We start from the raw sequence: 15,517 nt of genomic DNA on the forward strand, positions 1-15,517 counted from the left end.
GCAACTTCGGCTGGACCGGGGTCGCTGTCCAGGCATCGTTTTGCACCTGGTGTGCGGAGCGGGAATCAGGGCCGGCCGGATTCCCGCACCGCGGCTCTCAGTGCTCCGGCGGCTGGTAGTTCTCGCACTTGCCGGTGTTGATCATGGTGTCCTGGTAGCTGGTGTCGTGCTTGCGGTACTTCTGCACGCGAGCGTCGGCCTGTGCGGGGGAGACCGTCTCGTTCTTGGCGTAGTAGGCCCAGTCGACCTGCTCGCGGTACTCGCTGGTTGCCGAGCCCTGGTGCGCATCCAGATCGATGAACCAGAGGTTCCAGTTCATGCTCATGTCCTGACGCGGTAGGACGGTGTTGCCGTCCTGGTCGACGGTGTGGTCGGCGGTGAGCTTGCCGTCGATGTAGTACCTGACATGACCGTTGCCGACCTGCGTGACATAGGTATGCCACCCGTCGAGCGACCTGTTCTGGTGATTCTCCGCGGTGCGTGCGTCCCACGGGTCTTCCCGGAAGGTGTGCCAACTTGTCTGGTAGTTGATCGGGCCGGTCTCGCCCCACCCTCCGTTCGGCAGGTACTCGGTGAAGTCGAGTTCGCTGTAGATCGGGTCGTAGTCGAACTTCGTCGGACCGATCGCGAACGCGGTCTCGTTGATGTGGTCGCCGTCGGGGCCGGTGGCCGGCTTGTCGGCGTACCGCACGCGGGTCGCGTAGGTGCCGTTCCGCAGGTTCATGGTCGTACGGCGGAGTTCGGCGTTCGTCGTACCGGCGACTGTGCCGTTGGTCGTCGCCCGGAGTTGAGCGACCGTTTGTCCGCCCGTCCTGACGAAGGAGACGTTGCTTGCCGGCCAGGCTGACCCCGGCACGCCCGGACCGCCCATCTCACTGCGCGCATTCCAGCCGTGGGCGGCGAGATCAGCATCGGTCGGCGACTTGTACTGGAAGTCGTCGAACAGCACGCCGCAGTTTTTTGGGCTGCGGTCGCCCTGGCCGGTCGAGCCGACGGCGGCCGTCGCACCACCCACCATCGAGGCAATCGAGACGGCTGCGACGAGGAAGCTTGTCGTTCGCTGACGTGACATCACTACTCGGTTCTCCTTCACGGCAAGATCGGGCGGGACAGCTGCCTGATGGTCGAGCATGAATCGCGCGCGAGCGAACCGCAAGAGTTTCGCCGATCTTTTCGAACGAATCCGGCATAAGTAATTCCATCGCCGAATACTGGTAAATACCAAGAGCTGTTGCCGACGATATTCTGCTGCCCACAGAACGCCCAGGTGGTATTTACCACTGCGGCGACCCGGAGCTAAGGCTTGGCAACCTTCGCGGCGAACGCCCTCTTGACCGCACCCTCGACACGGAACGCGTCTTCCTCACCCTCCAGCTTCACGTACGCGTCGGATATCGCGTCCCGGGCGTCTGCCGCGAGGTCTCGGAGGTCGTCGACATCCGCCTGGGGCGGGGTCTTCACCCCGGCGACCTTCTTCCAGCCAGCCACGAGGTTCGTCAAGGAAGTATCGATCGCCTGCAGCCGCTGGAGGAGTGCCTTTTCGGCGGCCGTCAGATTCTTCGCCGCGCTCATTTGCTTGAGTTTGGGCTGCAGCACGGCGGACTGCCAGGTGCCGAAGGTCTTGATGTGTGTCGCGGCAGCCGAGACCTTGGAGGCCGGCGCCGCCAAGCTATCGAGAGCTTCAAAGGCGGCTGAGTGCCGCATGAGGAACTCGAGCAACTCCTTGTGCGCGCCGTACATGACGTCGAACATCCGCTTCGCGTGAGCGATCTGGTCGGCGTCCAGCGGGTCGCCGTACTTCGACGCCGCGACCGCCTTGATCACGTCCCTGCGGATCTTGGTGTCCGCGAAAATCTGGTCTTCCGTCTTCTGCTGATCGAGCTGCACGCGGATGATCAGGACATCCTGATCGGTATGACGCGACTCGTGATACAGCGTCCCGACGACGTCCGTGACCTCAGCCACGGTCAGATCCTTGAGGGTCTTCGGCGTCGTACGATCGCTGAACTTCGAGACATTCACCTGCACCTTCCAGGCTTTCGAGTCAAAAAGCCCGGCTGCGCCCGCGTCGGACACGAACGTCCACCCGAAGAACGGGACCCCGTAACCCTTCAACTCCACCCCGATCACCTTCAGCAGCGCATTGGCAAAGTTCTTGAGCGACATTCCGGGCTGCTTGGTCCACAGTTTGACGGCGTCATCCACGTACTTGTCCTGGCTCGCCTGCCTGTCCAGGCCATAACTGACCCGCTGCACGACCGGCGCGCCACCAACGACCTGCCCACGCCCGCCCAACAACCGCCCCACAGCACGATTCCCAGCCCCCCGCTGAAGCCTGACGATCTCTCCGCTGGCGTGGCCCTGTTCCGACCCCACAATCCCGCGACGCTGTAGCCCCTGCCCGGAGCGTGTATTACCGCCGTTCGCCATTCCCGATTCATCACTACGGCGCGCTCGCACGACTCAGTCCTTCCGAAAACACCTCCTTTGAACCGTACGCCGCCTCAGCCGACCCAGCGATACCCATCTTGTGTCTCCGGGCACCGACTGTCAGCGCGGCTCTAGCGGCTGGTCAGCTGAACTTCGTCCGAAGGGTTGGACCGAGCCAGACCCGATGCCCCAGATGTGTGAGCGAAGTGACAGCTGGTGACTGATGGCGCGCAGCTGTGGCGTGTGCAGCTTGGCCCGCATCGTGTCGTCGGTGCCCGGCTGGCTGAAGTGACCGTAGACGTAGGGGTACGACGGCGGCCCGGTCGCCTCGAGGTACCGCAGCACGGCGAATTCAGGCACCGGCTTGGGAACCCCGGCGGAGCCTGCCGTGACGCGGTGACCGGACGCGAGAGCGGCGTTGATCTCATGGATCTGGCGCAGCTCCGCCGTGTGCGTGGTGAGCGCCAAGTGGTGGTGCATAGTGTTCTCCGTCTGCCCGCGGGGTGGCCGACCTGGCTACCGTCCTGCATCCAGATTGCGCCGTGCTCGAAGGCGCAACCAGGGCCACAGGTCCCGGCATACGACCGCGAAAAGCCCTCCCTGGCTACCCCAGACGTCGACCGGCCCTGCGCTGGCCTTACGGATCTCGCCGGCACCGGGTATAGGTGGTTACCGGCCCCAGCACGTCGGTTCTCGGCTTGTGGCCCGTCCGCATCCCTTGGCGGCGCCCGCGCTACACCAAGGAGTGGGCATCAGATCCAGGAGATTCGGCCGGGTGCCGCTCCGGACCAGTGGATTGGTACGAAGAGCTGTTGTTCGTGTCGGCAGCGACCTTGGCAGGTCGGACAAACGCTTGTAAGACAGGCGAAGGTGGTCCATCGGCCGCAGGCGTTGGATGTGGGGAGGACACGGCTGAGTTGCGGGAGCAGTACAACGCGGCGGCTGCGGAGAACCATGCGGCTAAGGCTGCGCTCGTGCAGTTGCCCCGGAGGCCGTGCTGACCCACTCGGAGCTGGAGGCGTACGTCGAGCAATGAGGCGACATTGGCAAGGCTCTAACCAAGCTGCAGCAGCGGAGGAGGACCTCAAGCACACTTGTTTGCCGAGATGGGTTGCGCAGCATCAGGTGATGCGCGCCGGAGGCGCCCAAAATACTGTCGCCGCCGCAGGCGGCGTCCGATCGTGGAACAGAAACAGGCAGCACCGATAGGGTGCCGCCTGCTGGTTGTGTCCGAGGAGCAACACACACCTTAACCACACGCCTGGAGGTTGAGTCGCACAGGCCGGACGGGCGATCGATATCCGACTGATTTGCGCAACTGGACCGGCGGACAGCGGGCCCGGGCAGGTTGCTACGTCCCTAGTAGCACCTAGGCGACCTGACCTCTGCGGTTCGCCTTGTCGGCGCCGGCTGAGATGATGGCATCTGGTGACCAAGTCAAGTTCATATGTCCCTAACTCCGTCCGAGTGGCAACGGATCCGGTCTATCACTGCATCTCGTCAGTCGCCCTGCTCACCATCGTGAGGAACAAGCGCCTGGGGGCTTCGGAGGCGTCCGGTATGAACGACATCGCAGAGGTGCGATCAGGGTGGCGGCGAAGTAGGGGTGAGCTCGACGAGCTGGCAGAAGACCTCTGGCCGCGCCCGGCATATTGGCAGCCACCGCGCAGGACTCGGTGTGCGCCAGCTCAATCGAGTCGCGCTGGTCTGGCGAAAACTCTGCAGGGCTCCGAGCAGCCCGTAGAGCTTGGGGACGGCGAGGCAAAGATGCCTGGCTAGAAATGTGGCTGGGAGGGACTTGTCATCCTCCGAGCTCACTCACGACCGGCTCACGCGACGTACATCTTGGCTGAGAATGTTATCTCTACCGTCAATATGAGTCAGCGGTACACCCATGACTAGGCCGCTTGCCGCGGCCACGGCGCACGACCGGACGTCTACCACCTATGTGGCAACGGGATGGCGCACGTCCGGGGACTCGGAACCCGCCGCTTGCCGAGCATCGAGGCATGGAATCACGATCAGTCTCCTTGGCTGAGCGCGGAGCACAGGAACACCGCCATACCTTCGGGTGAACATCCTTAGTGGCAGAGGTCGAACACCACGACGACGCGAAGTTCACGCTGGTCGTCGGTGCGGCTTGATATTCCAGCCTCAACGCTGCCCCGGCCGGTTCAGCCCCGCCACGCCTGTGCGCGGCTGGTCCTGCTGGATCGCGTTCGGCCATGGAACAACCTCCTGCAGGCAGGCCAACCCAATTCGACATCGCGACCGACCCCACTGGACCCAACTGGACCGAAGGCGTGTAGCGCAAGCCCTTGGCCAGCCGACCAAAATGAGGCGTCGTGGCAGCATCAAATCTGCTAGAACGGGACCTATGTTAGAGAGTTCGCAGGGTGCCGAGGGGGATGACTTGGCGCGTAGCGTCAGGCGCTTCCTGGAAGTTCCCGAGTCCACTGCAGTCGCGGGCCAACATGTGGTCTCCAAGGTTGTGCTCAAGCACTTCGAGGGAGAGGTTCAGGGCGTTCGGCAGATTGGTGTGTTCAGTGTTCGCCATGGTTCCCAGCGACCCATCGGGATTGGCAATGCGGGCCGAGTACAGGACCTATTGAGGATTGGAAGCGCCTCGGCCGAGAAGTTGTGGAAGGTCACTGAGGACGAGATTGGACAGGCAATTGCTGATATCCGCGATCAAGAATTACTTGCGTCGCCCCACAGTATGTCGATTCTCCGCGACGCCATCGCTCTCCATTTCGCGCGTAGTAAGAGTCTAGTTCCCTTCCTTGAGTGCGCGGAAGATCGGATCTCGTTAGAAACGATCGTGATTCGGCATCGGGAACAGTTGACTGCCTTCTTCGTCGCGGAGTATGGCGGACTCCCGACTGAGAATCAACTCATCTCGCTTGCGAAGGATCTAACGGTGGACGGCCGCGCGCTGGTTGCCTCTGATGCATGGCCCCGCGCTCGCGTCGAGCAGGTCTTCGAGATGCTGAAGAGAAACGCGAGCCATGAACTGATTCTGGTACGCCCCGACGCTGGCGCCGGCGAGTTCCTCATCGGCGACACTCCTGCGGTTGCCTACCGGCACGCAGTTGCCCTCGGCGAAAGTCGCATCGGATGGAATCGAGCTGACGAAATAGTGATGCCGTTCGCGCCGGACCTGGCGATCTGCCTAGCGCCGAAGTCGGCCGCCAGCGCGTTAGAAAGATTGGCGCGCGTGCCGCCGAGTCGCGTGGACATTCTAAACGCTCGTCAAGTCGGCGCCGCGATTGATTATGTCTTCCATCGACCTGAGGCCGAGTTCGCGGGTTTTATTGCAGAGAACCTACTACCGGCCGGTGATGGTCGAGGCGGGTCAGCGTGATCATGTCCGGATCAGGCTGTGTTAGTCGCGGCTGGTCCCGAGACCAGGGAACGTGCCAGCTTGGTCGGCGATGCTCTCGCCGCCCTGCGGTGTGCGGACTGCGTAGAGCCGGGCGGGTCGACCGGCCCGTCGATGACCTCTAATCCCTCCGTGCGAGCGATCGACTCTGTTAGCTACTCGAGCGTCCAGATCTGCGGGCCTGCCCTGCGCATGACGACTACGATGGCGCTTTGCAGCAAGTCGTCTCAGAGAGTGCCGTAGGCCGACTCCGGCATCCGACCATCGGCATACCGCGGGTGCCGGTCGACCTTGGCGAACTTGATGTAACGCTGGTCACTCTCGCTCGATGATGTCTATGACACGCAGGGGCAGGGGGATGCTGTGCCGCTGGTGAAGGAAGCGAAGACGGGGTACCAGAGATGAAGGCGAGGCCGTTGGGAGGTCTGTCGCTCAAGGGCTTGCTGTCCGAGATCGGCTTGTTGGTCAGCGACGGCGACCTGCTGACGTTGGCGACACTCTTCGGCGGCGCCGACGTGCTGGTGTCGCTTGAGGACCCGCAGCGAAGCGCCGATGTAGCCGGAATTGCCTGGAAGGCAATGCTCGATGCACAGCGAAACCGAACGAACCTGCCGATCTCCGCCGAGGTCCTAGGGATGTTGCTAGTCCGTACGGCCTTCAGTGACGCGGAGATCCTCGGCAGCTCGCTGGAGCCAGGCCTACGAGCGGTGAGGCTCGGCTGGATGGGAACCTGGCGCGAGCTGAACCTGAGACTTGCAGGGCGGCTCTATGCCTTCTTGCGCACGCCGGGCGACCTCGGCGACTACGTCGCCTACCGTGCCTGTATCCGGGCAGCGCTGGAATGCTGGGACATCGTCGAGGAACTGGACGATACGAGCGACGACGACCAGCGGCGGCGGTGGCGCGGCATGCGGGCGGCCAGTCAGCTCTTCCTGGCCAGGCAGACCACGGACAACGAAGACCTGTTGCGTGGTGCGGCCCACGATTTCGCCATGTCGGAGATGTACGGCGACCGTACGTCGCAGCACTGTCAGCTCTTGTCCGAGGTGCATCTTCGACTTTTCGAGATCGGTCGTGACGAAGCCGATCTGGCCGCAGCGTCGAGACCACTGGACCTCGCGCGGGATGCCGGATTGCAGACCGGTGGATTGGTGGAGGCACGGGCAGGCGTTCACTTCGTTCGCGGCCTCCGCGCTCTGACTGCGTCCCGACGCATCTCGGAGCCGCGCGAAGGCGCCGACGCCGAACACCTTGCGGACGCTCCAGATGCAGAGTTCGATCCACTCGACCGCAACGCGCTGCTGGCCGGTCGGAGCGCGTTCGTCGCCTCGGCTCTGCTGTGGACTGTTTCGATCGGTATGCCGGTTGAGGGACGCAAGGACACTGTGGTGGCGGAGATCAAGCGCGGCCAGTCGCTGCTCCGGGCGGCCCACGCGAGCCGTTTGCTGGGAGAGCCCCGGATGGACCTCGTCGTGGCGGCGATCCGGGACCTGCGCCCCATGGGTCAGCCGGGATCGCCGATCTCCGGCCCATATTGGTCGAGGGCGCAGTTTGAGCATGCGCGGCTGCTCGTTGGCGGCGGTACGAAAGAGTCTTACGAAGAGGCCGCGCTAGCGGTGGCAATCGGACTCGACGCAGTCGACGACGATCCGGATCCGGACGCCCTGTTGGCGCGGCGGCTGAAAGCTTTGGAGGTCGAGATCGACCTGCGTCTACTGGTTATCGACGAGGACGTGGGGGCGGTACGAGGTGCCCTCGACGCCGCTCTACGATGCGGTGAGGACGACGTGCGGGTTGCCATCACCCCGATGGCGTATGGAGCACGGCTGCTGGTGTCGGCCGAGGGCGATCTGTCGCCCGATGACACAGGGCTGATCCGGCGCGTGGTGGACCATCTCGAATCTACCGCAGAGCGGGCTTCGGGCGGACATCGCAGCTTTGCGGCCGGCCACGCGGCGCGCCTGCTGATGATCACCGATGGGGCGGGCGCGGTCAGCAGTGTCGAGCTCGCCGTCTTGGACCGGATCCACAGGCTGATGCGGATCGTCGTCGAGGACGACTGGCAGGAACAGGACCTGACGGGTCGGCTCGCGCTGGCTCAGGCCGCGTTCCGCAAGGCACGATTAGTCGCCGCAATCGGTGACGAGGACAGCCGACGCGCCGCGATCGAGCTGTTCGACGAAACGATCGAGCAATTCGAGCTGGTCGCAGACCGGGCAGGCGGCTGGGATCTGCCTCCCGACGACCTGCCACCGGGCGCGGAGTCGGTCGACGCTGCTCTCGGGATCGCCGAGTCGGAGACCGGATTCGTTTTCGATCGGCGGCGGATTTCCAGCATGCTCGGAGACAGTTATCTGCGTCGCAGTGCCCTCGGCCGGTTGTCCACCGATCTCGTCGAGGCGGTTACCTGGCTGCAGCGGAGCGCCGATCTGGGAAATGAGACCTCGGAGCATCTCAGCCTGACAGGCGAGGCCTATCTCCGGCTCGGCCGCCGTACGGGCGCGGTCGAGGTCCTGGAGAATGCGGTCAGCTTCAAGTCGAGATCCAGAACTGCGCAGGGCAAGGACGTGGTTCGCGAGGCGTACTCGTCTGCCGCGGCGGCTTGCTATCGGCTGTGGGAGTTGCGGGGTCGGCACCAGGACTTCGCAGAGGCTGTGCGCCTTGCCGCGCTGGCCGCGTCGACCGATCCGAGTTGGCCATGGCCACTGCTGCAGCTCGCCGAGCTGGCCGCCGCCTCACCGCGGGCTGCGGCGAGGTTGCCCGCGCTCCCGCCGACGGACGCCACGACCGGCATCGCGGCGGCTCCGGCGATATGGGCGGCGACCCGGTCGGGTGACGTCGACGTACTGCGAGCCGAAGCCTGCCGTCGGTTCGTGAACAACCGTGAGTTCATGATCAGCGCGCTCGGCGGCCGGCGGAACTGGGAGACGTACGTGCTGAAGGATCCGCACGGACTCCTCTCCTCGACGCTGGTTGCCAAACCGGTCGCAAACCGTGCCGAGGCCGAACAGGAGAGCGAGCGCACCGCGGCGTTCCGGCGGTACATCCAGAAGACCACAGCTCCGTCATGGGTCCGAACCGTGCAGCCGCTTGCTGTTGTCCATGAGCCGGAGACCAAGCGGTGGGTGATCGTGAGCTACCGAGCAGCCGGTGTGGCACTCTCGAACCTGATCGAGGGCGCCGATCTCGGCCCGGACGGACCGCCGGCACAGATATGCCGGGCCGTCGAGCGGTCTGTCACCTTGTTGGCGTTCATCCAAGGGTGGCGTGGGTCAGCCCCGCGCGGGATCGATCCATTCCGGTATGTCGTACCGCAGTTGGAACGTGAGCTGGGGAGACTCGGGCGTCGGGACGCCGCACGGGCGGCGCGTCGATGGAGCGAACTGGTGCCCTCCGGTCTGCCGCTGGTCGGCAAACGCGACGCGCATACCGAGAACTGGCTCGTCACCGACTCTGGAGCGGTGGTGGCTGTCGACCTTGCCTCGCGAGCCTTTCTCCCGGTCGGCTTCGAGGTCGCGCAGCTCGTCGAAGACAGGCCACTGTTCGATTGCTCGGCAAAAGGGGAGGAAGCGAGGCTCGCACTCGCCCGGACCTATCTCGCCGAGCTTGCGCGCCAATTGCCCGATCTCGCGCGGTCCCTGCCGGACGTCGATTCACCGCAGTGGGCCGAGGCGTACGCATGCTTCGCTGCGCGGCGGGCGATCTATTTGCTTGCCAGGAAGCCGGACGGCGCCGGCCGCGGTACTCTCGAGGCGACCAGGTCCCGTCACGCCAGGACCCTGCTCGAGTGGTCGATCCGCACAGTTCCCGAATTGGCGGTGCTCTCCTAGCCGAGGTCTAGTACTGCCAGCCCGTCGTGGCCGGCGACGGCGAGCCCGTGGTCGCCGGCCTGGGCGACGGCCCTGACGTGCAGTCCCGTTCGGAGGCGCTGCGGCGGAGTACCCGACCTGGGGTCCCATACATGGATGTCGCCGGTCCGGGCAGCGGCGACCAGCTTGATTCTCCCGTCCGATTCGAAGGTCGTCATGGCGGCGACCTGGGCTTCCAGGGCAAGAGGGTCACCAAAGGTCGCACTGGCTACTGGGTCCCACAGCCGGACGGTGCGGTCCGACGTCGCGAACGCCAGTACGGGTTGCGCTGCCGTTGTGAATCGGCCAGCCAGTAGGCAGGTCGCGGCGGGTACTCCGCTCATTGTCGTCGGTGCCCCATCGGCAACTGCCGGATTCCACAGCAGAGCCGGCGCCCTTCGTCCACTCGTCACCAGCCGGACGCCGTCGTCGCCGGGAAGTGACGTCATCGTGCCGATGGGATTGCCAGGCGCGCGGAGCGGACCTCTGACCGGGATCAGAGTTTCGAGATCCACGAACTGCACGAGGTCGTCGAGACCCGCCGAGACCAGGACGGTCCTCCCGGCATCGCTGACATACGTCGTCAACGCGACTCCTCGAACGCGGACGACTCGGACCTGCTGGTCGACGTACTCCTCGACGGCCCCGGTCTGCTGATTCGTGCCCGTCACGACATGGACTCGGCCGCCGGGATCGGACCACGCCAGCGACGTGTGTGCGGATCGGATCTCGTTCTGGATCGAGAAACCGGGAGCGTTGTTGCCATTGGCATCTTTGAGCTCCACGCCGTTGTTCCGGTGGACGACGAGCCTGGGCGGACATGAACCGCGTACCTCGGCAAGGGTGCGAACCGACCGGTCCGCACGGTCATCCGCCGCGTCGGGTTCGGGTTCCCAGATCCGCAGGGTTGCATCCTCACCTCCGCTGACCACGAGCAGACGTCCCTTTGCCGGTGCGACGAGATCGACGGCCATCACTCTGCCGCGGTGGACGGTGAGGGAGGGTGCGATCTTGTTGCCGACCCCGTCCCAAAAACTCACGGTCCCGCTATTGTCTCCGGTGGCGAACCGCAGCGTGCCGTCTGGTGCGCCGGCCACTGCGCGGACGCCGTACTCCTGATTGATCAGCTCGATCGGCTCTGCGTTGGGCGCGCCCCAGTGGACCACCCGTCCGTCATTGTCCGTGGTCAGCAGTTGAGCTGAACCGTCGAGGTCGTCGAGAACTGCACCGGCGCGGATGCCGCGTTGATGGCCGCGCACCGATCGCGTCGGCTGGTTCGTTGTAAGCGGGTCGTCCCACTGCCACAGAACGCCGTCGTTAGTGCCGATGGAGAGAGCGTGTTCTGGCCAGGCAACCAGGATCCGCACCGGACCGGCCATCCGAGACGACGTCAATAACGCTCCTGTCTCGATATCGTGGATCCGGACTGCTCCGTCCTGATGCCCGGAGGCCAGCAACGGTCGCTCAGACGACCGGGCCACGACTGCCAGAGCCGTCACGGGCTTGTCGTGGCGTGCGAGCAAATGCACACCGGCGGCTTCTGTCCATCGGTGTAGTTCTCCCGCCTTGTCCCCCCAGAGCAGAAGCTGTTGCCCCCTGATCATCGTGGTCGTGATTGCCGTTACCGCAGTCCCTTTGCTGAGGAGCGGGTCACCAACCGGAGCCGCGGTGAGGGGATTCCAGAGGCGGACAGTGCCATCGGAGCTGCCACTGGCGACCAAATGGTGCCCGCTGTGCCCGATACAGGTAATGCAGGTGATCGGCTTGACGTGGCCGGTCAGGGTGACAAGTGTCTGCTGTTGCACGAGTTCTGCCCATCGTACGGACCACCTTCCACGCAGCGCGGGTAAGCTCGACGTGCGGTCGCGATGCCGAGCGAGTGCGAGCTGGATGATCCCCCGACGGTCACCGACTCCGGCAGTGTTCAGCAGATGCTGGGCCGAGACGATGGCTCGGATCAGCGGAGGCAGGTGGGTGATCGGGGAGCGGAGCGCATCAGCCAACAGAGTCGGCGAGTCGAGGCGATCGAGTACGTCGTTGTTGACCGCCAACTCGTACCAGCCGTCGGGTCCTCCTGCGGAAGCGTGGCCGGACAGGTGGTAGACGAGGTACGGATTGGAGGTGCCTTCGGCGGACTGACGAAGCGAGCCGAGCAGGCCGCGGGTCAGAGCCGCATTGGCCCGCTCGACCACGGAACTGTCGGACGCGAAGTACTCCTCGAAGGTTCTGTGTGCGAAGCGGTAGACCGTCTGCTGGTGTTCTCGGTGTACCGAGATGTAGGGAGCCGCGGCGTCGAGTAGCCGGTGGACGTCGGCGTCGTCGACTATGGCGTCGGCCGACAAGGCCGTGCCCATCACCGCCCAGATGCCGTCGCGGATCGGCAGACCCCGCCCGCGGCTCATCGCGAGTGCTCGAAGCAGAGGCTCCGCACTTCGGTGCGTGGCGCTGATGCGATCGAGCGCACGTGCGAAGAGCTGCCGGTGATCCAACCGGAGGAGCTCATCGATCGCATTCTCGGTCAGTGTGGCTGGGGCGCTACGGAGTTCGGCGATCAGCAGCCGGGCGAAGAGGAACTCTTGTCGCTCGAGCCCAATGGCGATCGCGGCGGACACGACTGTGGAGTTGTCGGCGGAGATCTGTCCGCTCGTCACGGTATCCGCCAGCCGTCGAGCCACGTACCTGGCGATGGCCTGAGGATCGCGGCGTACCACGACCGTCGCGTCGAGCGAGGTCTCGAGGGCATCCAGGAGATCTCGTCCCTCGGAGGCGGACGACAGATCCGTCATCCAAGTGGAGGGTCGAGTTCCAATGATCAGCCGAATCCTGGACAACCGGGAGATGGGCAGGAGGAGGGTACGTGCCATTCCCAGTGGGTCGACGGCCTCGTCCAGAGCATCCAGCAGAAGTGTCAGCGGAGCCCGCGTTTTAAGCCCAGACAGTAGCCACGCAATCCGATCGTCGAGTCGTGCGACTGGAGGTTCGAGGTCAAGCGAGTGCGCAATCCGGCTGACCAGGTCGTCGGATGTGAGGCCGGTCAGGTGCACGACAACATCGAAACAGTTGTCCGGGGGACGCTGATCTGCAGGTACGGCGAGCAGGAGGTCAGCTGTAGCCAGAAGATTCCTGGTGTTCGGCTGGCTGCGGATAGCCAGCTGACCAAGCAGGGCGGACTTGCCGGAACCTGGAGGTCCGGTGACAGCCAGCAGACCGCTGTCGGTGTGCATCAGCCAATTGAGAACTGCGCGACTCTCGGCTGGGCGTTCCTGGTAATACCAGGCCTCGTCACCCAACTCACTGCCGCGCGCTTTGACGACGAAGTGCTGTCGTTCGTCGTCGGTCAGCTTCGCCAGGACTGCCTTCAGGCGCCCGAGGTTGTCGACCGTCGTACCGGCCAACACCGGTGCGCGGCGGACCAGGAAAGCGTCATGGATGGATTTTGGGACTATTTCGGAATCGGGCAGCATCCTCCGCAGCTCTCCGCAGAGGTCCCACAACGAGATCGATTGGTCCACTGCAAAGGTGTCCTCGAGGATCGCCTTGAGGGTCCTGCTCAGCCGACCCAGCGTCGCAGCGCCTGGCCCAGAGGTGCCGAGCAGGAGCAATCGTCGTGGACCGGCCGCCTGGTCCACGCGATAGTTGAGCTCCTGGATGAAGGTCGCCGACCCACAGGCGTCGACGACGAACAAGATCCACTGGTCGTCGTCAGACTCGTCCTCCTTGTCGATGATGTATTCGACGAGTTGCTGTGGTGTGAAACAACCCGCAAAAGAGCCGGCGGAGCTGCCGGCGTGAGCGAGCACGGACTGCTCCTCTGTTGTGAAGCCGTGGCCGATCCAGCAGACCACGCTCTGGGATCCTCCGGACCTGCTCCAGCCCTTCAGGCGGTCGTGAACGGCATCCGAAGTCCGTTCACGCATCGGAGCTGCCCACGGAACGTCGACGGCGCCAAAATCGGCGAGCGCCTTGACGATTTTGCGGATCTCTTTGGTGACCGCGAGGCGTTCGAGACTCTTGTCGCGGTACTTTCCGATTCCGATCGACCAGACCTCCAGTGCGTTGCCGTCACTCATCAGGAGTCCTGCGGACCGATGGCGAGAACTAGCCGAGTCACCGGGGAGAATCCGCCGCCGGCCACACTCAGGCGGTAGAGGCCGGGGGACGGTAGGACCACACTGACAGCGTATCCGTCACCGACCCGTCGGAGCCGCTGGCGAACGATGACCTTACGGGCGTCGAGGTCGGTGATGCTGTACTTCGCGCGGCCGATCACGCCGGTGACGTCAACGATCCACGGGGTCCCAGGTACAGCGAAATCCGGCGCGCTGAGTCCGATGCCGTCACCGACGCCCAGTTTTGGTCCGAGGTCCGCTTCGATGTTGGTCACGATGTCACGGACGAAGTCGATGGCTTCCGGGGAACGAGCCAGTTGGCCGTGCTGCTGGGCCAAGGGCATTGGGGCGCCGCTGTCAGGGCGGGCGGAGTCCCGCGGAACAGTTCCGTCGCCTTCTCCGTGCACCTTGTGCAGCAGCCCGTTCGCGCGCCGTGCCAACTCGCCATCCGGCTCCGGCACGAAGGTGTAGGGCTGGGCAGTAACGACGCCGCTGTCGATGGTCAGCGCGCTGAGCGTCGGCTGGCGAACTCCTATCAGAGCACGGTGATTGACCAGTGGTCGCGCGGCATCACGAGTGGCGAAGGCGTCTGCGGCGAGCTGCGGCGAGCCGCCGATGGCGCCGACGTCCGCAGGGGTCAGCCGGCGGGCGTCGGCGCCATCGTCGACGCAGCGGTAGCTAGGCAGTAGGGCGTGAATTCCGGGCATCGTCGCCACGAGGCGGCGTAGTCTGCCGGCTGGGAGCGGAGCGCCAAGGCCCGAGTTGAGGAGTAAGGCAGCCTTCGCTGCGCCTCCGAAGGGGGTGCCCAGCGTCACGACCGCGCGCGTGACGTCTTCCAGGCCCGAGTCTTCGGGGATCGCCTGGCAGAGCAGACCGCCCATGGAATGGGCCACTAGAAGCAGTTGTGCGTCCTCGAATCCCGATCGCAGTCGCCATTTCTCCAGGTGGTCCGCTGCGGCCTTGGCCAGGAGGCGGGCGTTGAAGGCGACCGGCAGGCGCCAGTCGTATCCGAAGCCGAGCACCGCATCCGGGTGGGAGACCACCTGACTGAGCGCCTTGCTGAGTTTCGTGTATGGCTCGATACCGGACAGGATTGGCACGATGGCGGGGAACCGCAACAGATCGCCGGCCCGCACTCGTCCGATCTTGCCGGACAGTTCGTCGTCGGTGAGGGCAAGAGCCTCTAGGCCGTCTCCACGACCCCACGCGCGGACGTACCATGCCGACTTGCGCAGGCCCCACAACGTCTTGCCGGTTTCGGCGTCGAAGAGCTCACTGCCCATGATTCCGGGTACGACGACGATAGCGTCGCGGGTCACCTTTAGACCCGGCCGCAGGTTATCTGGCCACGGACGGTCTGCTGTATTCGACATCAAAGTCCCCCACATCCATGCCTGTCGAACGGGATGATCGTTCAGGGAGAACAATACGAGCTTCAGCTCGTATCGCTTGGATCCCGGGGCGCCTGGGACACCACTCCAGCGAAGCGCAGGGTCAGATATGGATGTTTTGGGTGATGGTGGCGCAGGAGCATCTGAGCTCGTTCGTCGATTCTGACAAGCGTTTCATGGAATTTGCCGATATGCTGCGCCCGTATCCCGACGGATTTGATGAGGCGGCGCAACCCCGTCTGACCTGGGCCCAGCGCTACCGGACAATCCACGATGCCCTGGCTCCGCAAGACGTACCACGTCGGTCTTCGCCTCCAGTCGATTGTTGGCGTCGGATTCTGTCAGCCAACTGTTCGG

Annotated in this window: 7 protein-coding genes; 2 read left to right on the forward strand and 5 right to left on the reverse strand. The window is 64.5% G+C overall.

Annotation, left to right across the window (positions count from 1 at the left end; genetic code table 11):
• Positions 1 to 97: 97 nt before the first annotated feature.
• The 3 genes from EV138_RS31845 to EV138_RS31855 all read right to left on the reverse strand — a co-directional run bounded on the left by EV138_RS31845 (position 98) and on the right by EV138_RS31855 (position 2,910).
• The gene (locus EV138_RS31845) at positions 98 to 1,072 is read right to left on the reverse strand and encodes a glycoside hydrolase family 16 protein (protein WP_133983578.1); all 975 of its coding nucleotides are present in this window, start codon (positions 1,070 to 1,072) and stop codon (positions 98 to 100) included.
• 224 nt (positions 1,073 to 1,296) lie between these two features.
• Entirely contained in the window at positions 1,297 to 2,307 is a 1,011-nt protein-coding gene (locus tag EV138_RS31850; RefSeq protein ID WP_133983579.1) for a hypothetical protein, read from the reverse strand.
• A 243-nt stretch (positions 2,308 to 2,550) separates the two neighbouring features.
• Positions 2,551 to 2,910: a hypothetical protein gene (locus EV138_RS31855; protein ID WP_133983580.1), complete on the reverse strand. Its 360-nt coding sequence runs from the start codon at positions 2,908 to 2,910 to the stop codon at positions 2,551 to 2,553.
• 1,897 nt (positions 2,911 to 4,807) lie between these two features.
• Between EV138_RS31855 and EV138_RS31860 the strand changes: the two genes are divergently transcribed.
• Both EV138_RS31860 and EV138_RS31865 read left to right on the forward strand, forming a co-directional pair.
• Positions 4,808 to 5,794, forward strand: coding sequence for a DUF4238 domain-containing protein (locus tag EV138_RS31860; RefSeq protein ID WP_166678828.1), 987 nt, complete (start codon positions 4,808 to 4,810; stop codon positions 5,792 to 5,794).
• Positions 5,795 to 6,213: 419 nt separating this feature from the next.
• Positions 6,214 to 9,642: a hypothetical protein gene (locus tag EV138_RS31865; RefSeq protein ID WP_133983582.1), complete on the forward strand. Its 3,429-nt coding sequence runs from the start codon at positions 6,214 to 6,216 to the stop codon at positions 9,640 to 9,642.
• Here the strand turns inward: EV138_RS31865 and EV138_RS31870 are convergent.
• Both EV138_RS31870 and EV138_RS31875 read right to left on the reverse strand, forming a co-directional pair.
• Positions 9,639 to 13,730 (reverse strand): WD40 repeat domain-containing protein, encoded by a 4,092-nt coding sequence (locus EV138_RS31870; protein WP_133983583.1) that lies wholly within the window; start codon positions 13,728 to 13,730, stop codon positions 9,639 to 9,641. The two genes, EV138_RS31865 and EV138_RS31870, sit on opposite strands and share 4 nt — an antisense overlap.
• Complete coding sequence (locus EV138_RS31875) at positions 13,730 to 15,196, reverse strand: lipase/acyltransferase domain-containing protein (RefSeq protein WP_133983584.1); 1,467 nt, start codon at positions 15,194 to 15,196, stop codon at positions 13,730 to 13,732. The genes EV138_RS31870 and EV138_RS31875 overlap by 1 nt, the downstream gene beginning before the upstream one ends.
• Between the last annotated feature and the right edge of the window lie 321 nt (positions 15,197 to 15,517).

It is taken from the genome of Kribbella voronezhensis (genome assembly GCF_004365175.1).
Classification (GTDB): domain Bacteria; phylum Actinomycetota; class Actinomycetes; order Propionibacteriales; family Kribbellaceae; genus Kribbella; species Kribbella voronezhensis.

Coding starts and splice junctions, on each gene's coding strand:
- EV138_RS31845 (WP_133983578.1), bottom strand. CDS start 1,072: ATGTCACGTCAGCGAACGACAAGCTTCCTCGTCGCAGCCGTCTCGATT.
- EV138_RS31865 (WP_133983582.1), top strand. CDS start 6,214: ATGAAGGCGAGGCCGTTGGGAGGTCTGTCGCTCAAGGGCTTGCTGTCC.
- EV138_RS31870 (WP_133983583.1), bottom strand. CDS start 13,730: ATGAGTGACGGCAACGCACTGGAGGTCTGGTCGATCGGAATCGGAAAG.
- EV138_RS31855 (WP_133983580.1), bottom strand. CDS start 2,910: ATGCACCACCACTTGGCGCTCACCACGCACACGGCGGAGCTGCGCCAG.
- EV138_RS31860 (WP_166678828.1), top strand. CDS start 4,808: ATGTTAGAGAGTTCGCAGGGTGCCGAGGGGGATGACTTGGCGCGTAGC.